The organism is Pseudomonas sp. GW822-FHT07A10, assembly GCF_058798795.1.
Genome location: NZ_JBXAKV010000006.1, coordinates 141,376 through 158,829, shown reverse-complemented (window position 1 = coordinate 158,829; position 17,454 = coordinate 141,376). Strand labels below are relative to the sequence as shown.

The window sequence follows — 17,454 nt, the reverse complement described above, 5'->3', positions numbered from 1 at the left end:
GCCATGCGTAAAAACCTGTCGCCCAGCATCGAATGCCTGGGCCTGGTGCTGCTTGCCTTGCTGTTGATCGGCGCTGGCCTTGGGCTGCGTCAACCGCAAAACGTCGACGAGGAACGTTTCCTCGGCGTAGCGCTGGAGATGCTGCACAACGGGTCGTGGTTCATCCCTCACCGCGCTGCGGAGATCTACGGCGATAAACCGCCGGTCTTCATGTGGATGGTGGCGTTCTTCGCGTGGCTCACCGGCCTGCCCGCCCTCGCCCTGTATATTCCGGGGATGTTGTCGGCGGCGACGGTCACGGCCGTGGTCTACGACCTGGGCCGTCGGCTGTGGAATCAGCGCATTGGTCGAATAGCGGCGCTGTTGTACCTGGCCACCTATCAGACTTATAGCATCCTGCGTACCGGCCAGATCGACAGCCTGTTGATTCTGTTCACCTCCCTGGGTCTGTACGGACTGGCACGGCACCTGCTGCTCGGGCCGGCCTGGCGCTGGTTTTACGTAGGCTGCGCCGCCATGGGCATTGGCATCATCACCAAAGGGGTCGGCTTCGTCCCGGCCTTGATGCTGATTCCGTATGCCTACGCGGTGCGCAAAAACTGGTCCGGCGTGGTGGCCATGCCCGGCCAGAAGCGCAAGTGGTTCCTGGGCTTTTTGGTGGCGCTCGGCGCCATCGCGATCTGGCTGCTGCCTCTGGCACTGTCCATCGTGCTCAATGGCACCGCTGAAGAAGTCGCCTATGCGCGAGAAATCCTGCTGCGCCAGACAGCGGGACGCTATGCCGCCGCGTGGGACCATCGCGAACCGTTCTGGTACTTCTTCGTCAACGTGATCCCGCAATACTGGCTGCCATTGGTGCTGGCCCTGCCGTGGCTGGTGCCGGCCTGGCGCAAGCAACTGCGCAAGCACGACGGTCGAGTGCTGGTGCTGCTGAGCTGGGTCGTGCTGGTGGTGCTGTTTTTCTGCCTGAGCACCGGCAAGCGCAAGTTGTACATCTATCCGGCGTTGCCCGGTCTGGTACTGGTGGCGGCGCCACTGATTCCCTGGCTGCTTAAGCGCTGGTTTGGAAAGCGTCCGCGCGGTATGCGGGTATTCCAGGCGCTGGTGGCGACCTGGTTTGTTCTGTGGTTCGCCCGCGGGTTTATCGAGCCGATCAAGGAAGGTCAAAACCCCCATGAAGCGATCATGGCGCAGGCGGCGACCATGACCCACGGCGCCGATCTGGTGTTGGTCAACTGGCGCGAGGGCCACTGGTTATTCGCCCGGCAGCCGATCGTGCATTTCGGGATGACCAACTCTACGGTCGAACTGGCGGCGCAGTGGCTGCGCGAACACCGTGACGCCTACGCCTTGGTCCCCGACGATGTGCTGAGCAAGTGTTTCAATCCCCAAGCCGCTCATGAGCTGGGCGAAACATCTCGTGCGCAGTGGTCGATCGTGGGCGCCGATGCCGATAACGGCCAATGCCAGCCCGGACAACCCGCCAAGGTCTATCGCTTCAGCTGGGACAAGGACAGGTCATGAGCAAGAGATGGACGCTGGGAGTATTTTTCATTGTTGTACTACTTGGCGCCTACGTGGTTTCCGCACGCTTCATGGTCCACCAGCAGCTTTATGCGTACTGGCAAACCCTCTGGCATGGCAATCAGGCGCCCGATAAAAATATCTGGCTGCCGGACTATAAAGCCGTGATCCAGGCCAAGCCTGTCGCGGACATCACCAATCTGTCCGGCATCGCCTATGACCCGGACCATGATCGGCTGCTGGGCATCACCAATGGTGGGCCCATGCAGATTGTGGCCATGAACCGCAACGGTGATCTGCTTGAACGTTACCCGCTGATCGGCTTCCAGGACACCGAAGGCCTTGCTTACCTCGGTAACGGTCGCGTAGTGATCGCCGATGAACAGTTGCAGCGACTGTACGTCGTCACCTTGCCGGACAGCCCTGGCCCGATCCATGTCGAGAACACCCCGTTTGTTGCCATCGAGATCAACCTGAGCGAACACAACAAGGGCTTTGAAGGCGTGACCTATGACGCGGCCAATGATCGTATCTTCGCGATCAAGGAGCGCGATCCGCGGCAGCTGTTTACGGTCACGGGCATGCTGGCGTCCATCGGCAGCCCGTTGCAGGTGCACATCCAGGACTTGACCCATTGGATCGACCGTAGCGTCTCCGGCCTGGACCTTTCCGAGGGTTACTACGATCCGCGGACCGGTCACTTGCTGTTATTGAGCGAGCAATCCAACAACGTGACCGAACTGGACCAAGACGGCAACTTCGTCAGCTTCCGCTCCCTGCTCGGCCTGAATGACCTGAAAAAAACCATACCGCAAGCCGAAGGCATGACCATGGACACCTCCGGCGAGCTTTACATTGTGAGCGAGCCCAACCTGTTCTATCGGTTCTCCAAGTCCAAAGCTGCTGTGGCGGAGAATCAGCAGAAGCAATAATGGGTTTTGCACCGGATGGTGCCGGCACTATCCGTAGCAGCAGCCTCGCAAGCTCGGCAGCTGCTACGGATCGCATCACGGCTGAACTGACCACCTATCGGACAACTTCCCGCCCCTTGCGCCATTAAACCGATTCCGGGTCTTTAATGGTTGCAGGATTCCAAGCCAGCCCCCTCCCCGACCAGAAACACGATGTCCAAGCGGGGCTGACACCTCGCACCCCACTGCACACGCATCGGGAGACTCGTCATGAAAATCGTTGTGATTGGCGGTACCGGGCTGATCGGCAGGCAGCTCTGCAGAAACCTGCAAGACCTGGGGCATGAAACCCTGGCCGCGTCACCCAGCACCGGCGTCAACGCCCTCACTGGCGAGGGCTTGCAAAACGCCTTGCAAGGCGCCGATGTAGTGGTCGACGTGGCCAACTCGCCCTCCTTCGAAGATGCCGCCGTGCTCGAGTTCTTCGAAACCTCCGGGCGCAACCTGCTCGCCGCCGAGAAGGCCGCCGGGGTCAAACACCATGTCGCGCTGTCGGTAGTAGGCACCGAGCGCATGCTCGACAGCGGCTATTTCCGGGCAAAAATGGCCCAGGAACAACTCATCAAGGACTCAGGCATTCCTTACACAATCCTGCGGGCCACACAGTTCTTTGAATTCATTGGGGCCATTTCCCACTCGGGCGTACAGGAAGGCGACACCGTGCGCTTGACCTCCGCCGCGTTGCAACCGATTGCCGCGTTCGACGTCGCGACGGCGCTGGCGAAAGTCGCCGTGCAAGCGCCGAGCAACAACACCCTGGAAGTGGCCGGGCCTGAGCGCTGGCCGCTGGTGGAGTTCGTGCGCTTGTTTTTGCAACACACCAACGACCCGCGCCAGGCCCAACCGGACGACACTGTCCCCTACTTCGGCGCGCCGATCGATGACCACTCGCTGACGCCGGGCGAGCACCCCATCGTCGGGCCGACACGCTTCGAGACCTGGCTCAAGAGCAATACTTGAGAGGCCCCCTACACCAACCGCTCGATCTTCTGATGCTGCCAGACCATTTTGTAATACAGCGTCTGCAGCATCAGCATGCCCAGATACGCCACCGGAAACGCCATCCACACTCCAGGCAACCCAAAGCGCGCATCCAGCAGATACGCCACCGGCAACTGCACCCCGACCACGCACACAATCGACACCGCTACCGGCACCAACACCGTGCCGCTGGCGCGCATGATGCCGCCGACAATCGCCTGAAAACCAAACACCAGCAGGCTCCAGAGCATGATGTGCAACAAGTGCTCGGCCATTGCCCGGGTGGAATCATCCGTAAGAAACAACCCCAGCAACCAGTGCGACAGCAGATAACCCAACAGCACCAGGCCGCCGGTCAGGCACACGTTGATCAACAACCCGGTGCGCAAAATCTCCCCCATGCGCTCAATGCGCCCGGCCCCGATCGCCTGCGCGCCAAGGATCGACGCCGTGATCGCAATCGACAGCGCCGGGAACTGCACGTAATTGACGATCTGCGTCACCGCCCCGTACGCCGCCGTCGCTTGGGAGCCGTGCTGGTTCACCAGCGCCAGAATCACCAACTCCGACAACGACAGCACCACCATCTGCAACCCGGTCGGCAGCCCGATGCGCAGCACCTTGCCGAGGATGACCCTGTCGAGCCGCATCGCCGCAAACATCTCCCGATCCGGCGCCAACGGATGCCCCTTGCGAATCAACCGCCACGCCAGCCACCCCATCGCCGACAGGTTACCCACCAACCCCGCCCACGCCGCACTCTGAATCCCCATCGGCGGCAGCCCCAACCAACCGAGAATCAACGCCGGCGTCAGCGCCAACCCGACACACGTCGACACCACCAGCGCCAACAACGGCGACAGCGTATCGCTCACCCCACGCAGCAACTGCGTGAACAACACAAACACCAACAGCGACGGCAAAATCCACATCATCACATGCGCATACGCCACCGCATCGTCCAGCACATCCCCCGGCGTGCCCAACCCCTGCAACGCCGGCCGGGCAAACACACTGCCCAACACCGCCGCCACCAACCCGATCATCGCCCCCAACAGCAGCGTCGAACCGGCGATGGCCTTCACCAGATGCGGCTCACGGGCGCCCCAGGCCTGACCAATCAACACCCCGGCGCCCGCACCGAGGCCGATAACCAGGGCGATGAAGAAGAACACCACGGGGAACATGCCCGATACCGCCGCTAACGCCTGGGTGCCGAGCAATTGGCCGATGTAGATGCTGTTGACGGTGCCAGACATGGACTGGAGGAAGTTGGAGAGGACCATGGGGGCGAGGAATAGGAGGTAGGTTTGCCAGAGTGGGTGTTGAGGTTTGGCTGGGGTTTGCATTGAGGGTCCGTCTCGGGTGGGGGCTGGCGTTTTGGAAATTCTACGCTACGGAACTGGGAACAACGCGCTCCTATTTTGTGGATTTGGATGTGTAATGGCTGCTTCCGGGCTAGGCCGAAAGCGAACGATCGACGGATGAGTGCGTGGTCGTTAAGCTTCTATTTTTCACGGAAGGTCGAGTGAGTGACGAAGGTTTACCAGGGAAGCTGCCTTTGTGCAGCGGTGAGTTACGAGATGCTTGTTCCGCCAAAAGCGGTGAATCATTGCCATTGCGGCCAGTGTCGGAAAAGCCACGGGGCGGCATTCGCTACTTACGGCAGTGTTCTACGCAGTGACTTTCGGATCTTGAGCGGCGCATCTGATATCAAGTCCTACCCTTCGTCCAAATCTGTGCTTCGCCAGTTCTGTGCGCACTGTGGCTCGACATTGTTCTGGTCAAGAATTCAAGGCGAGTACGCCCATTGGATTTCTGTAGCTCTGGGCACGCTGGACACTCCCTTCATACCGCAGAAACAGAAACATATTCATGTTGCCTCCAAGGCACCATGGTATGAACTTCCCGAATCGTATCCGCCGTGCGAATGAGCGCTAAGCAGATACGCAACGCTGCATGCTCCGGGCTCCAACTTTCAACCAAACTGATCACGCCAGCTTTACATACAAGTCCTACACCAACCTCGGAAATCGCCCCTACCCCCTACTGGCGCGAAGAACCTATAGTCACCCCGCCGCCCACGAAGCGACCAGGTTTGGCGACCTGCAGATCGGATCAGTCCCTTTAAATCTGATTCGGAGTTTCACCTATGGATAGATACATGCCCCTCACCGGAATCGACCTGATCCCGGCCTCCCTGCTCATCGACACCCAAGCCCCACTCGACGTCCTGCAAGCCATGGCCGACTACCGCATCCGCGCGGTCACGCAGGTGCTGGAAAACATCGCCTTCCGCGCCGAGATCGGTTGCGACACGGTGGTGCTGTCGGATTTTGCCAAACTGCTGGCCATACCGTTGCGCGATGGTTGTGATTTGATGGATGTGATCGGCAGACGCTTGCGGGCGCAGGCCGCGGAATAAATGAAAACGGGCGCCTCGTCAGGCGCCCGTTTTGTTTTTTTCGAACCCGGCCAACACGCAGAGGTCGAAACCAGTGATGGCATCGCTACTGATCACAGGCCGCCGGCCTGCTTCATTCAAGGGCGAAGCCAGTAGCTCACACCACTTTAGGGTGCGCCGGATAATTTCAGCAGGCCCGGATTCTGCCGGGGCAAGTGCTGGCTGCTGCTGACATCCAATGCTCCCGTATTGGAGTACCTGACATGACTCAGTCAATGCGGTTCTTCTTATCGATCGTCCTTGCGACAGCTTCACTGGTATCGGCAAGTTTCCTGAACACCGCAGGTGCGGCAACCGCTGAGGATCTGAATGCCGACTCTCAGCAAGCGTTGCAAACTCTTTACAAGTCCACACCACTGGCCGAATCCATTTCGCACAATGCCAAAGCGATTCTTGTCTTCCCGAATATCGTCAAGGCGGGCCTTGTATTCGGCGGCAGCTACGGCGAAGGCGTATTGTTGAAGAACAAGAAAGTAGAGAATTACTACAACACCGTAACCGGGTCCTGGGGGCTACAGGCAGGCGCACAGTCGTATGCCTATGCGGTTTTCCTGATGACCGACAAAGCCGTGGACTATGTACGTAAAACCAAGGGTTGGGAAATCGGCGTAGGCCCCACTGTTGTATTGGTAGATGCGGGTGTGGCGAAAAATCTGTCCAGTACGACGCTGAAGGGCGATGCCTACGCGTTCATTTTCGACCAGCAAGGGTTAATGGCTGGCGTCAGCATCGAAGGCACCAAGATTTCCCTGATCAAGCGTTAGAACCGGTCGTTTGGCGCTTACGGGCGCAAGCGATGGAGCAGACAAAAACGGGCACCTGAAGGGCGCCCGTTTTTTGTGTCCGCAATTGGTGATGCATCAGCCACCCTGGAGCGTTACTGCGTGCTTTCGATCAAGGCTTTCGCCATAGCCACGGATCATCTCCAGCAATGACTTCACCCGCAGCGGCAGATTCCCGGCCGGGTACACCGCGTGCATCTGCGGGCTCTCACCGCTGCTGGAGGTGAGTTTGTACTGGGGACAGACCCGCAGCAGGCGCCCCGCTTCCACTTCGGGCTCCGCCAGCCAGTCCGCCAGGCGGGCGATGCCGAGGCCCGCCAGGGCCGCCTGGAACGCCGCCGAACCGGAGTTGAAGCGGAACTTGGGGTGAGTCCGAACGCTGATGGCCTGCGTCTCACTACGAAAATTCCACTCCTTGAGAATCCGCGGCGCCGTGTGCAGGATCAGCGAGTGCGCCTCCAGCGCCTCGATGGAGTCGGGTATCCCGTGCCGCTCCAGATACTCGGGGCTGGCGTACAGATAACGTGAATAACTCCAGAGTGGAAAGCCGATCAGGTCACTGGATTGCGGATAGCCGCCGCGAATCGAGAAGTCCAGTTTGCTCTTGGCCGGGTCGATGGTTTCATCGGTGAAAATCCCATCGACGTTCACGTCTGGATAACGCTCGGCGTACCGCGCGATCAGCCGGGGCAATACCCCGTGCCCGAGAAACTCGGGGGCGGAAAAGCGGACCCAGCCGTAGGCCTGGCCACTGATGCCGGCCAGGTCTTCATCCGCCTCACGTTGCAGATCCAGCATTTTGTAGGCGTGGGGCAACAAGCGCTCACCCGCCTCGGTCAAGCTCACGGCATTGGAGGAGCGATTGAACAACTTGACTCCGACACTTTCCTCCAAGGCCTGAACTGCGCGGGTCAGCGCGCTGGGAGAGCGCCCCAGAGTTCGTGCTGCCGCGACGAAGCTGCGCTTGCGAGCCACCGTCGCGAAGGCTTCAAGTTCCCCCAACATATCCAATGCCATGCGCCACCTCATTGCACTTTTCACAACGTGGTATTGCAACACAAAAAAAGCGCTTTGGTTAACCTTCCCGTTCAACCTTGGACTCTCACCCCTCCTTTCACCGTCAGAGCCTGATTCCATGATCGATATTGTCATCCTTTGCGTGTTCGCCTTCTCCGCCGGCCTGATCGATGCGGCGGTGGGCGGCGGCGGACTGATCCAGATTCCCGCGCTGTTCAACGTGCTGCCCACGGCACAACCGGCGGCGCTGCTGGGGACCAACAAGGTTGCGGCAGCCTGCGGCACTGCATTCGCGGCCCGATCCTTCGTGCGCAAGGTGGTGATCAACTGGAGTCTGGTGATCCCCGCCGCCAGTGCGGCGTTTGTTATGTCCTTCTTCGGTGCGGCCACAGTGTCGTTCGTCCCCCAGTCGGTGATCCGGCCGGCGGTGCTGGTGTTGATCGTGCTGATGGCGATCTACACCTTCTGGAAAAAGGACTTCGGTGCCCTGCACAAGCCCATGCACATCGGCACCAAGGAAAAACTGCTGGCGATTGTCATCGGCGGCGCCATCGGTTTCTACGACGGACTGTTCGGGCCCGGCACTGGCAGCTTCCTGATCTTCCTGTTCATCCGCTGCTTCGCCTTCGACTTCCTGCATGCCTCGGCGTCGGCAAAACTGGTGAACATCGCGACCAACGTAGCAGCGCTGATGTTCTTCATTCCGACGGGGAACGTGCTCTACCTGATCGCCATCCCCATGGCCGCATTCAACATCCTCGGCGCACTGACCGGCACCTGGCTGGCGGTTCATAAAGGCGTGCCCTTTGTCCGGGCGCTGTTCCTGGTGTTGCTGCTGATCCTGATCGGCAAACTGTCCTATGACCTGTTCATGTAAACCTGAGGAAACAGCCCGCATCCAATGTTCGATAGGTGTGGGTCCATGTCGCGTGAACGCGGCATTTGCCCACCGCGTTTCAACCATTGCTGGCGTCGATAGTCACCATCACGTCAATGAAGTTCTCATAAAAAATCCTCGGCGTAACATCCGCTCCATACCCAGCCAATAACACCCCGGAGCACACCATCATGAAACGCCAAACCCTTCTCAGCATCGCTTTCTCGGTTTTTGCAGTAAACGCTTTCGCCGCTTCCTCTACTCACCCGGTCGTCGCTGAAGGCGGCTCGGATCGCCTGATTGAAAGCCGTGTGGCTGAAGGTGGTTCGGATCGCCTGATCGAAAACCGCGTTGCTGAAGGCGGCTCGGATCGTCTGATCGAAAACCGCGTCGCTGAAGGTGGTTCGGATCGTCTGATCGAGAATCGCGTCGCTGAAGGTGGTTCGGATCGTCTGATCGAAAACCGCGTCGCTGAAGGCGGTTCGGATCGTCTGATCGAAAACCGCGTCGCTGAAGGTGGTTCGGATCGTCTGATCGAGAATCGCGTTGCTGAAGGTGGTTCGGATCGTCTGATCGAAAACCGCGTCGCTGAAGGTGGTTCCGACCGTCTGATCGAAAACCGTGCAGCATGAATGAGTGGCTTTACCGTAACACTCGACCAAAGAACCCGGCCTCATCAGCCGGGTTTTTTCATGCGTTTTTTTGGTGCCCAACTGCATCGATGTTCGCCCGAAGCAGCATAGACGCGGGTTTCAGCGAATTGGCACCTGCGCTGAATCATCAACAACGACCGTCCGTAACCCCACCCCGACGACCTCTCCCCCTTCGCTATTCTTAACCACACACACCGCGGGCACGGCTTGCGGCATCAAAATCAGGAGTAAGGATCCGGGTAAGGAGTGCGCCACTTCAAACTGAGTATCAAATAATGAAAATGCTACTGATGGTCGAGTTTCCCCATGAGCCTTTCAACGCGTTTGTCCGGTCGGGGAAGGTCGGCGAAATCATGAACCGTATCCTGGACACCATTAAGCCCGAAGCGGCTTATTTCACTGAGCAAGATGGCATGCGAGGTGGGATTTTTCTGATCGATGTCGTGGATCCCTCCGAAATACCCGGATATGCGGAACCCTTCTTCCTTAACTTCCAGGCCAACTGCAAATTCCGTGTGGTCATGAACCCGCAGGACCTGCAAAACGCCGGTCTGGAGGAACTCGGAAAAGCGTGGGCGTGAGGTTCGATCAATGAGCCGGGTGATGGCATCTGGATGTGCCTCACCCCGGTCGATGTCCTAAGCCGTAATGCGATCTGTAGCAGCTGCCGAGCTCGCGAGGCTGCGTTCGGCTGCACAGCAGTCGTAAGATCAGAACTTGCGGTGCATCAGGCAGACCGCGTCAGTCGGATTCACGACTGCTTCGCAGCCGAACGCAGCCTCGCGAGCTCGGCAGCTGCTACAAGGAATGCGCCGCAGCTGAAATGACTGAAGGCGCACCGCACTTACTGAACGGTTTTCAGCTTGACCACATCACCGGAGATTTTGGTGGTGTAGCCGGTCAGGACCCAAGCCCAGAACCAGTTTTCCTGCACTTGGGTGTTGATCATGGCGTCGCCGCCCTTGGCTTTGATCGCCGCATCCTGAGCGCGGATGAAGCGGTTGTTCTGCTGGATCGGGATGACGCCGAACAGCAGCAGGCCAGTGGCGGTCGCTTCACTGTGGCCGACAACGGTGTACTGGCTGCTGTCGTATTGCTGGGTCTTCATCGGGGTGCCGGTGCAACCCGCCAGAACCAGGCCAAACAGGGCTACGGCAACCGCTTTGCTGAGGTAATTCACTGTGTCACTCCATTAGAAATACCCGGGATCCATCTCTCGGGCGGCGCATACTCTAACGGATGAAGTGGCCCATTGATATCACTCAGCACTGAAAAAAGCGGATCGATGAGGCACCGATCATTGCGGCTGAAACGTCTGCAGATAGGCCAACAGGTTTTCGATCTTTTCCGGATCGCTGAGGCCCCAGAAAATCATGCGGGTGCCGGGGACCACTGTTTTTGGCGCTTCGATGTAGGCGGTGAGTGTTTCGCGGGTCCAGACGACGCCTGATGATTTCATCGCATCTGAGTACTGGTAGTCCGTCGTGCTGCCCGCAGGGCGCCCGAAAATCGCATTGAGTTGCGGACCAAAAAACCCTCGCGCTGAACTCCCTACCTGATGGCAGCCGCCGCAGATTCGCTTGAACAGTTTCTCGCCCGCCTCAGCATCGCCAGCCGCTACTGCTTGCGTACTGAACAACCCCATATTGAGCATCAAGGCCAAGGTGAGTACGGCGGCGTTTTTCATGTTCGGCTCCAAATCGATGCGGCTGACAGCAAAAGCGGGCGGCTATTTCATCATGACTGGCTGCTACGTCGAAACACTGATCTGGACCAGACGTGTCACTCAACCCACACTCGCTTGAAACTTCTTCCGGTAAGCCGCCGGTAGCAGGCCCACGCGCTGCTGGAAAAGCCTGCGAAATGAGTTGCTGTCCTCGTAACCTACTTTGTAGGTGATGCTGTCCAGGGTCATTCGTGTGGATTCGAGCAACTGCTTTGCCTTTTCCAGACGCAGTGTTTGCAGGTAGGTCAGCGGCGTGTAACCGGTGGCTTCCTTGAAACGCCTTTTGAAGTTCCTGACGCCGAATCCGAATCGCTCGGCCATGTCATTGATCAGCAGCGGCTGATGGAAGTGATCTTCCAGCCACGCCTGAACCCGCAGGATTTCGCCGTCCCCATGGTTCTTCGGCATCGACCACATGACATAGACCGATTGCTCGCTGCGTACGTTGTCGGCCAGCAGGTATTTGCCGCACTTCTGCGCCAGCTCCAGTGATGCGAAGCGGCGGATCAGATGCAGCAACAGGTCCATGGCGGCCGTCGCGCCACCGCAGGTGATCACGCGATTGTCTTCACAGAGGATCTGCGCCTCCTCCAGACAGGCCTCTGAATACCGGCGACGAAAAAAATCGGCAAAGGCCCAGTGCGTGGTGGCACGAACGCCGTCCAGCATTCCCGCCTCTGCGAGCATGAACGCCGCTGTACACATGGAAGCCACGACGGCACCTTGCGCGTGCTGTTGACGCAGCCACGGCCCATAACCGGGAAATGCCGGCAAGGCGTCTTTCAGGGTAAAGAGAAACCCCGGGATCAGCACCAGATCGGTTCGGGTGATGTCGACGATGGATCGGTCCACGCGCAGCGTTTGCCCTCCCCATGCGGCGACATCGGCGCCATCCAGCGAGGCGGCAACCACCTCAAACGGCGCACTGGCGGTATCGGCGAACAGGTTGGCGGCACTGAGCACTTCCAGCGCCAGGGTGGCGCTGGCGGCGGAACATTGATCAGCCAGTAGCAGGGTGACGTGCATGAATCATCCAGATTGCGCTTTTCGCATGAAAAAAGTCATTTGCGCACCTACCTTATCCGATTTCCGCCCCCTAAAGTTCACCGGTCATTCAATCCTCGGCGTACTTATGAATCTCTGGTTCCGACTTATCCTCATGCTGTTCCGTCGCCCATGGCGCAAACCGGTCGACGGCCTGGCCACCACCGTCATCCGCCTGCGCGTCTGGCCGCTCGACCTCGACCTCAACCGCCACGTCACCAATGGCCGCTATTTCACCCTGGCCGACGTAGGCCGCATGGATTTCACGCTGCGCAGCGGCGCCTTTCGAGTAGCCTTGCGCAACAAAGCCGTGCCGATCGTTGGCGATACCTGGGGCAAGTTTCGGCGTGAGCTGAAGCTGTTCGAATCGTTCGAGATTCATACCCGCATACTCGGCTGGGACGATAAATGGAGCTTTATGGAACACCGCTTCGTGAGCAAAGGACGGGTAATCGGCGTCGTCATCATGCGGGGGCTGTTCCGCTCGGCCAAAGGCACGGTTGCACCGGTCGAGTTCGTCCGCGAGCTGGGATTGGCCGAACAGTCACCCGAGATGTCGATGTGGCTGACGGCCTGGTCGCAAAGCTGCGACGACATGAGCCGTCAGCTGCGAGGGGAAGAAGCTAGTTGCTCAACCGCCCTGCTGTCATCGATGAAGGAACAGCAATAACGTCCGCCTGAACCATCTCGGGCTTTGCCTCTGCGCCCTCCCCGTTCAGCGCCTTGTTCATCTTCACCGTATCCAACGCACCGACCCATTTGGCAATGGCCATGGTGCCGACGCCGTTGCCGATGGTGTTGGTGATCGCGCGTGCTTCCGACATGAACCGATCGACGCCCAACAACAGCACCATGCCCGCCACCGGGATGGTGCCGAGGGAGGACAGCGTCGCCGCCAGGATGATGAACCCCGAACCGGTCACCCCCGCCGAGCCTTTGGAGGTGAACATCAGCACCGCCAGCACGATCAACTGGTCCATGAGGGTCAGCGGCGTGTTGGTCGCCTGGGCAATGAAGATCGCGGCGATGGTGTAGTAGATCGCCTGGCCGTCCGGGTTAAAGGTCAAGCCCGAGGGAATGATCATCCCGGCGACGGGTTTGGAAACGCCGGCCTTTTCCATCTTGGAAATCATCTGCGGCAGCACCGATTCCGAAGAGCTGGTGCCCAGTACCGTGAACAGTTCTTCCTTGATGAACTTCAGAAACTTCCACAGGCTGAAACCACTGTAGCGGCAGATCGGCCCGAGCACGAAGATCACGAACACCGCGCAGGTCAGGTACACGCACGCCATCAATTTGCCGAGGGAGAACAGCGAACCGAAGCCGTATTTGCCGATGGTAAAGGCAATCGCCCCGAAGGCACCGATGGGGGCCAGACGCATGACCATGTTGACGATGCGAAACATCCCTTGCATCAGGCTATCCAGCGTGTCGACGAACACTTTTGCGCGCGGCCCGACATGCGCCAGGGCAACACCCAGCAGAATGGAGAACAGCAAGATTTGCAGGACGTTGCCTTTGGCGAAGGCATCCACGATGGTGTCGGGGATGATGTTCATCACAAAGTCCATGAACGACGCATGTTTCACCGCCGTGGTGTAGGTCGCGAGGCTGGACGTATCCAGCGAGGCGACATCGATGTTCATGCCCGCGCCGGGTTTGAACACATCGACCACGACCAGGCCGACCACCAGCGCCAGTGTGGACACCACTTCGAAATAGAGCAGAGCCCGGAAGCCGACACGCCCCAACTCTTTCATGTTCTCCATGCGCGCAATGCCCGTCACCACCGTGAGGAAAATCACCGGGGCAAGCAGCATTTTGATCAGTTTGATGAACGCGTCACCCAAGGGTTTGAGCGCTGCTCCGGTCTCGGGAATGAACACCCCGACAATGGCGCCGAGGATGACCGCGATGAGCACTTGTACGTAGAGTTTGCCAAATATTCTTTTCATGACAGGGCCCTGATTTTTTATTGTTGTCAGGAAATGCCAAGGGACCGGATTCAGCGATCTGCCCCTTGGCGCTGTGCCGCAGTACTACTTTGAATCGGTGGGAAATATCAGCGGTTGATCAACGCAATGACTGCATCGGTGATCTGCCGGGTGGTGGCCGTGCCGCCCAGATCCGGGGTATGCAAACCGCTTTCGGTCACGGCTTCGATGGCCGACATCAGCTGTTTCGCCGCGGCCGCTTCGCCCAGGTGTTCGAGCATCATTGCCGCGGTCCAGAATGTAGCAATCGGGTTGGCCACGCCTTTGCCGGTGATGTCGAAAGCCGAGCCGTGGATCGGTTCGAACATCGAGGGGAATTTGCGCGACGGGTTGAGGTTGGCGGTCGGCGCGATGCCCAGGCTGCCGGACAACGCGGCGGCCAGATCGGACAGGATGTCGGCGTGCAGGTTGGTGGCGACGATCACGTCCAGCGTCGACGGTTTGAGCACCATGCGCGTGGTTACGGCGTCGACCAGTTCCTTGTCGATCTTCACGTCCGGAAAGTCCTTGGCGACTTCGTAGAAGATCTCGTCCCACAACACCATGCCGTGACGCTGAGCGTTGGATTTGGTGACCATGGTCAGGTGCTTGCGCGGACGGCTGCGCGCCAGTTCGAAAGCAAAACGGTGAATGCGCTCGACCCCGGCACGAGTGAACACCGACACTTCGGTGGCGACTTCTTCCGGCAGGCCCCGGTGCACGCGACCGCCGTTGCCGGAGTATTCGCCCTCGGAGTTTTCACGCACCACTACCCAGTCGATCTGATCACCGTTATGCAGCGGGCTTTTCACCCCTGGCAGCACGCGGGCCGGACGCACGTTGGCGTACTGGTCGAAGCCCTGGCAGATCGGCAGCCGCAGGCCCCACAGGGAAATGTGATCCGGCACATTGAGCGCACCGACTGCGCCGAAGAAAATCGCATCGAAGGTTTTCAGTTCTTCCAAGCCACCTTCAGGGATGTAGTAGCCGTTTTTCAGGTAGTTATCCGAGTTCCAGTCGAAGTGTTTGAAGGCCAGTTCGAAGCCAGACTTTTTCGACAAGGCTTGCAGCACCTCGACGCCCGCAGCGATCACTTCCACGCCGATGCCATCACCTGGAACCGCAGCAATTTTGTATGCGCTCATCATCAACTCCACTCTCGTTACGTTCTTGTTGTGCCTGTCGAACGGGGGTGTTCAATCAGGGTGTGAGCGGAGTATATGTAGTGAGCAAATGAGCGTGAGTTACTCCAAATCACTACATAGATGAATTTGAGTTACCAATGAGCCAGACCCTGGATTTGTCTTTTTTCTACCTGCTGGCCAACAAAGGCAGCCTCGCGGCGACGGCTCGAGAGCTGGGTGTGACCCCACCGGCGGTGAGCAAACGCTTGAGCGCGCTGGAAGCACGGCTGGGCATCCGCCTGGTCAACCGCACCACGCGCTCGATGAGCCTGACCTCGGAAGGTGAGCTGTATTTTTCCCATGCCGCGCGCATCCTGACGCAGATCGATGAGGTCGAGCAGCTCATCAGCAGCAGTCGTGCAACGCCGAAAGGCCTGATTCGCGTCAACGCGTCTTTGGGTTTCGGTCGTCGCTACATCGGCCCGGCATTGGGCGCGTTCTTCGCGCAATACCCGGAGGTGGAAATACAACTGGAAATCAGCGATCACCCGCTCGACCTGGCGACCCACGGGTTTGACCTGGGCATTCGTTTCGGCACGCTGCCGGATGCGGCCTTTCATGCGCGCAAGATTGCCTCCAATCGCCGTCTGCTCTGCGCCTCGCCGCTGTACCTAGAAAAGCATGGCGTGCCGCAACGCCTGGCGGATTTACAGCAACACAACTGCATTTTCCTGCGGCAAAACGAAACGCCCTATGGCGTGTGGAGCTTTACCAACGGTGGGCGCACGCAAAACGTCAAAGTGCGTGGCGCGTTAGGCTGCAACGACGGTGAAGTGGCCCTCAATTGGGCGCTGGAAGGTCATGGGATTCTGCTGCGGGCCGAATGGGACATCGCCCGCTACGTGCGCAGTGGCCGCTTGCGCCTGGTGCTGGAGGACCAGACACCGACCCGCGCCGATGTCTATGCCATCTACCCGCAACAGTTACACCTGTCGGCGCGAGTGCGCAGCCTGATCGATTTTCTGGTCGAGCGTTTCAAGCACATCGATCACCTGGATGAACCGGAATCTGTGCTCGACTGAACGGCGCTACGACAGATTGAGCGCCACGGCGGCGCGGATCAGCGCCTTCAAGGCCGTTTCATCAATCCGGTCGCCCTCATGAATATCGATGGCACGCCGGGTGTTGCCATCGAGGCTGGCGTTGAACAGTCCTGAAGGGTCTTCCAGCGAGGCGCCCTTGGCGAACGTCATCTTCACGGCATTCTTGTACGTCTCGCCGGTGCAGATGATGCCGGCATGGGACCACACCGGAACGCCCCGCCACTTCAACTCCTCGACCACTTCGGGGTCGGCTTGCTTGATGAGCGCTCGAACCCGAGCAAGCGTCTCGCCCCGCCAATCATCCAGTGCCTTGATTTTCGCCTCGATCAGCGCAGAGGCAGAGCCTTGCCCCTCAGTGTCCTTAGATCCAGCCGTCTCCTTGCTCATAGTGGCTATCCCTCTTCATAATGATTGTCGCTCGCCTGCCTCTTGAGTATCGCTGACAGGACTACAACGCAGGCGTTGCAGTTTGACCCACAACGGGTCGTTTGCCTTCAAATCTCCGATGGATGCAACTTGTGCACTCACGGAATAGCAAAACAAGGACGTAACAACAGTGGAAAAGGAAATCATCTTGATGCGTCATGGCCAGCCAGATCTGGCCGTGCAAGACAAAGTTTCAGCGCGCGATATGAAACGCTGGATCGAGCAATACGACCTGTCAGAAATCATCGACCAACCCGCTCCACAATCGAGTGTGGCGCTGGCGCGTACCGCCAGAATGATCGTGTCGAGCAGTGCGCCCCGGGCGCTGACGTCGGTTCGAGCGCTAGGCCTTCAAGCCAGCCTTGTCGATGATATGTTCTGCGAAGCGCAACTGCCCCATGGACGATGGTCACTGCCGCGCCTTTCACCATTTACGTGGGCATTCATTCTTCGTGTTTTATGGTTGTGCGGTTTCTCGGGGAAGGTCGAGTCTGCCAGTAAGGCCAGAATGCGCGCCAATACGGCCGCTCAACGGCTTCAATCCCTTGCCGACGAAGGGCCCGTTTTACTGCTCGGTCATGGAATAATGAATCGAATGATTGCCAAGCACCTGGAGGCTACCGGATGGATTCGCCATACCAGCAATGGTAACCGGTACTGGAGCGCGACGGCCTATCGTATGAAACCGCGTTAAGGTACGACGACAGCCCACAGACTGAATCCCGGCGCCCTGGCTGGTGGTCAAATAGGAGCTAATATTCATCTGTATTCCCCTGCAAAGGACTGCAA

General features: G+C 58.8%; 20 protein-coding genes. 12 read left to right on the top strand and 8 right to left on the bottom strand.

Features of this window, described 5'->3' with window-relative positions; genetic code table 11:
- Positions 1-3: 3 nt before the first annotated feature.
- From AC1RL4_RS12820 to AC1RL4_RS12810, 3 genes are all read left to right on the top strand, one after another.
- Complete coding sequence (locus AC1RL4_RS12820) at positions 4-1,524, top strand: ArnT family glycosyltransferase (RefSeq protein WP_019582029.1); 1,521 nt, start codon at positions 4-6, stop codon at positions 1,522-1,524.
- Complete coding sequence (locus AC1RL4_RS12815) at positions 1,521-2,456, top strand: SdiA-regulated domain-containing protein (RefSeq protein ID WP_096480746.1); 936 nt, start codon at positions 1,521-1,523, stop codon at positions 2,454-2,456. The genes AC1RL4_RS12820 and AC1RL4_RS12815 overlap by 4 nt, the downstream gene beginning before the upstream one ends.
- A gap of 249 nt (positions 2,457-2,705) precedes the next feature.
- Positions 2,706-3,455: an SDR family oxidoreductase gene (locus AC1RL4_RS12810; RefSeq protein WP_028939749.1), complete on the top strand. Its 750-nt coding sequence runs from the start codon at positions 2,706-2,708 to the stop codon at positions 3,453-3,455.
- Between the two features lie 8 nt (positions 3,456-3,463).
- Here the strand turns inward: AC1RL4_RS12810 and AC1RL4_RS12805 are convergent, their stop codons facing one another.
- A complete protein-coding gene (locus tag AC1RL4_RS12805) occupies positions 3,464-4,825 on the bottom strand; it encodes an MATE family efflux transporter (protein ID WP_230172828.1) in 1,362 nt (453 codons plus the stop codon).
- Positions 4,826-5,008: 183 nt separating this feature from the next.
- Between AC1RL4_RS12805 and AC1RL4_RS12800 the strand changes: the two genes are divergently transcribed.
- The 3 genes from AC1RL4_RS12800 to AC1RL4_RS12790 all read left to right on the top strand — a co-directional run bounded on the left by AC1RL4_RS12800 (position 5,009) and on the right by AC1RL4_RS12790 (position 6,704).
- Complete coding sequence (locus AC1RL4_RS12800; protein ID WP_081791051.1) at positions 5,009-5,410, top strand: GFA family protein; 402 nt, start codon at positions 5,009-5,011, stop codon at positions 5,408-5,410.
- A gap of 218 nt (positions 5,411-5,628) precedes the next feature.
- Entirely contained in the window at positions 5,629-5,901 is a 273-nt protein-coding gene (locus tag AC1RL4_RS12795) for a hypothetical protein (protein ID WP_026331910.1), read from the top strand.
- A 242-nt stretch (positions 5,902-6,143) separates the two neighbouring features.
- Entirely contained in the window at positions 6,144-6,704 is a 561-nt protein-coding gene (locus AC1RL4_RS12790; RefSeq protein ID WP_018928229.1) for a lipid-binding SYLF domain-containing protein, read from the top strand.
- A 96-nt stretch (positions 6,705-6,800) separates the two neighbouring features.
- On the opposite strand, the gene AC1RL4_RS12785 is transcribed toward AC1RL4_RS12790, so the two are convergent.
- On the bottom strand, positions 6,801-7,739 hold the full coding sequence (locus AC1RL4_RS12785) for a LysR family transcriptional regulator (protein WP_230172830.1): 939 nt from the start codon (positions 7,737-7,739) through the stop codon (positions 6,801-6,803).
- 118 nt (positions 7,740-7,857) lie between these two features.
- Here AC1RL4_RS12785 and AC1RL4_RS12780 point away from each other — a divergent pair, with 118 nt between their 5' ends.
- The 3 genes from AC1RL4_RS12780 (at position 7,858) to AC1RL4_RS12770 (ending at position 9,850) form a co-directional block, all read left to right on the top strand.
- A complete protein-coding gene (locus AC1RL4_RS12780) occupies positions 7,858-8,616 on the top strand; it encodes a sulfite exporter TauE/SafE family protein (RefSeq protein WP_230172833.1) in 759 nt (252 codons plus the stop codon).
- 191 nt (positions 8,617-8,807) lie between these two features.
- A complete protein-coding gene (locus AC1RL4_RS12775; protein ID WP_490133790.1) occupies positions 8,808-9,248 on the top strand; it encodes a phage infection protein in 441 nt (146 codons plus the stop codon).
- Between the two features lie 296 nt (positions 9,249-9,544).
- Positions 9,545-9,850, top strand: coding sequence for a hypothetical protein (locus AC1RL4_RS12770; protein WP_028939753.1), 306 nt, complete (start codon positions 9,545-9,547; stop codon positions 9,848-9,850).
- A gap of 263 nt (positions 9,851-10,113) precedes the next feature.
- On the opposite strand, the gene AC1RL4_RS12765 is transcribed toward AC1RL4_RS12770, so the two are convergent.
- The 3 genes from AC1RL4_RS12765 to AC1RL4_RS12755 all read right to left on the bottom strand — a co-directional run bounded on the left by AC1RL4_RS12765 (position 10,114) and on the right by AC1RL4_RS12755 (position 12,021).
- Positions 10,114-10,449, bottom strand: coding sequence for a hypothetical protein (locus tag AC1RL4_RS12765; RefSeq protein WP_018928235.1), 336 nt, complete (start codon positions 10,447-10,449; stop codon positions 10,114-10,116).
- A 117-nt stretch (positions 10,450-10,566) separates the two neighbouring features.
- Positions 10,567-10,956, bottom strand: a complete 390-nt coding sequence (locus AC1RL4_RS12760) for a c-type cytochrome (RefSeq protein ID WP_204124371.1) — start codon at positions 10,954-10,956, stop codon at positions 10,567-10,569.
- A gap of 99 nt (positions 10,957-11,055) precedes the next feature.
- Positions 11,056-12,021 carry a GlxA family transcriptional regulator gene (locus AC1RL4_RS12755; RefSeq protein ID WP_230172839.1) on the bottom strand — a complete coding sequence of 322 codons (966 nt, stop codon included), beginning with the start codon at positions 12,019-12,021 and terminating at the stop codon, positions 11,056-11,058.
- Between the two features lie 106 nt (positions 12,022-12,127).
- Between AC1RL4_RS12755 and AC1RL4_RS12750 the strand changes: the two genes are divergently transcribed.
- Positions 12,128-12,709, top strand: a complete 582-nt coding sequence (locus tag AC1RL4_RS12750; protein WP_050438300.1) for a thioesterase family protein — start codon at positions 12,128-12,130, stop codon at positions 12,707-12,709.
- Here AC1RL4_RS12750 and AC1RL4_RS12745 read toward each other — a convergent pair.
- The gene (locus AC1RL4_RS12745) at positions 12,663-13,994 is read right to left on the bottom strand and encodes a dicarboxylate/amino acid:cation symporter (protein WP_230172841.1); all 1,332 of its coding nucleotides are present in this window, start codon (positions 13,992-13,994) and stop codon (positions 12,663-12,665) included. The two genes, AC1RL4_RS12750 and AC1RL4_RS12745, sit on opposite strands and share 47 nt — an antisense overlap.
- Before the next feature lie 107 nt (positions 13,995-14,101).
- Positions 14,102-15,157 (bottom strand): tartrate dehydrogenase, encoded by a 1,056-nt coding sequence (locus AC1RL4_RS12740; RefSeq protein WP_007935426.1) that lies wholly within the window; start codon positions 15,155-15,157, stop codon positions 14,102-14,104.
- Positions 15,158-15,294: 137 nt separating this feature from the next.
- On the opposite strand from AC1RL4_RS12740, the gene AC1RL4_RS12735 reads away from it, so the two are divergent.
- Positions 15,295-16,218, top strand: a complete 924-nt coding sequence (locus AC1RL4_RS12735) for a LysR family transcriptional regulator (RefSeq protein ID WP_019582011.1) — start codon at positions 15,295-15,297, stop codon at positions 16,216-16,218.
- Positions 16,219-16,224: 6 nt separating this feature from the next.
- Here AC1RL4_RS12735 and AC1RL4_RS12730 read toward each other — a convergent pair whose 3' ends face one another.
- Positions 16,225-16,626 (bottom strand): DUF1801 domain-containing protein, encoded by a 402-nt coding sequence (locus AC1RL4_RS12730; protein WP_019582010.1) that lies wholly within the window; start codon positions 16,624-16,626, stop codon positions 16,225-16,227.
- Between the two features lie 169 nt (positions 16,627-16,795).
- Here AC1RL4_RS12730 and AC1RL4_RS12725 point away from each other — a divergent pair, with 169 nt between their 5' ends.
- On the top strand, positions 16,796-17,359 hold the full coding sequence (locus tag AC1RL4_RS12725; RefSeq protein ID WP_019582009.1) for a histidine phosphatase family protein: 564 nt from the start codon (positions 16,796-16,798) through the stop codon (positions 17,357-17,359).
- The last annotated feature ends 95 nt before the right edge of the window (positions 17,360-17,454 follow it).

Coding starts and splice junctions, on each gene's coding strand:
- AC1RL4_RS12820 (WP_019582029.1), top strand. CDS start 4: ATGCGTAAAAACCTGTCGCCCAGCATCGAATGCCTGGGCCTGGTGCTG.
- AC1RL4_RS12815 (WP_096480746.1), top strand. CDS start 1,521: ATGAGCAAGAGATGGACGCTGGGAGTATTTTTCATTGTTGTACTACTT.
- AC1RL4_RS12810 (WP_028939749.1), top strand. CDS start 2,706: ATGAAAATCGTTGTGATTGGCGGTACCGGGCTGATCGGCAGGCAGCTC.
- AC1RL4_RS12805 (WP_230172828.1), bottom strand. CDS start 4,825: ATGCAAACCCCAGCCAAACCTCAACACCCACTCTGGCAAACCTACCTC.
- AC1RL4_RS12795 (WP_026331910.1), top strand. CDS start 5,629: ATGGATAGATACATGCCCCTCACCGGAATCGACCTGATCCCGGCCTCC.
- AC1RL4_RS12790 (WP_018928229.1), top strand. CDS start 6,144: ATGACTCAGTCAATGCGGTTCTTCTTATCGATCGTCCTTGCGACAGCT.
- AC1RL4_RS12785 (WP_230172830.1), bottom strand. CDS start 7,739: ATGGCATTGGATATGTTGGGGGAACTTGAAGCCTTCGCGACGGTGGCT.
- AC1RL4_RS12780 (WP_230172833.1), top strand. CDS start 7,858: ATGATCGATATTGTCATCCTTTGCGTGTTCGCCTTCTCCGCCGGCCTG.
- AC1RL4_RS12775 (WP_490133790.1), top strand. CDS start 8,808: ATGAAACGCCAAACCCTTCTCAGCATCGCTTTCTCGGTTTTTGCAGTA.
- AC1RL4_RS12770 (WP_028939753.1), top strand. CDS start 9,545: ATGAAAATGCTACTGATGGTCGAGTTTCCCCATGAGCCTTTCAACGCG.
- AC1RL4_RS12760 (WP_204124371.1), bottom strand. CDS start 10,956: ATGAAAAACGCCGCCGTACTCACCTTGGCCTTGATGCTCAATATGGGG.
- AC1RL4_RS12755 (WP_230172839.1), bottom strand. CDS start 12,021: ATGCACGTCACCCTGCTACTGGCTGATCAATGTTCCGCCGCCAGCGCC.
- AC1RL4_RS12750 (WP_050438300.1), top strand. CDS start 12,128: ATGAATCTCTGGTTCCGACTTATCCTCATGCTGTTCCGTCGCCCATGG.
- AC1RL4_RS12745 (WP_230172841.1), bottom strand. CDS start 13,994: ATGAAAAGAATATTTGGCAAACTCTACGTACAAGTGCTCATCGCGGTC.
- AC1RL4_RS12740 (WP_007935426.1), bottom strand. CDS start 15,157: ATGAGCGCATACAAAATTGCTGCGGTTCCAGGTGATGGCATCGGCGTG.
- AC1RL4_RS12735 (WP_019582011.1), top strand. CDS start 15,295: ATGAGCCAGACCCTGGATTTGTCTTTTTTCTACCTGCTGGCCAACAAA.
- AC1RL4_RS12730 (WP_019582010.1), bottom strand. CDS start 16,626: ATGAGCAAGGAGACGGCTGGATCTAAGGACACTGAGGGGCAAGGCTCT.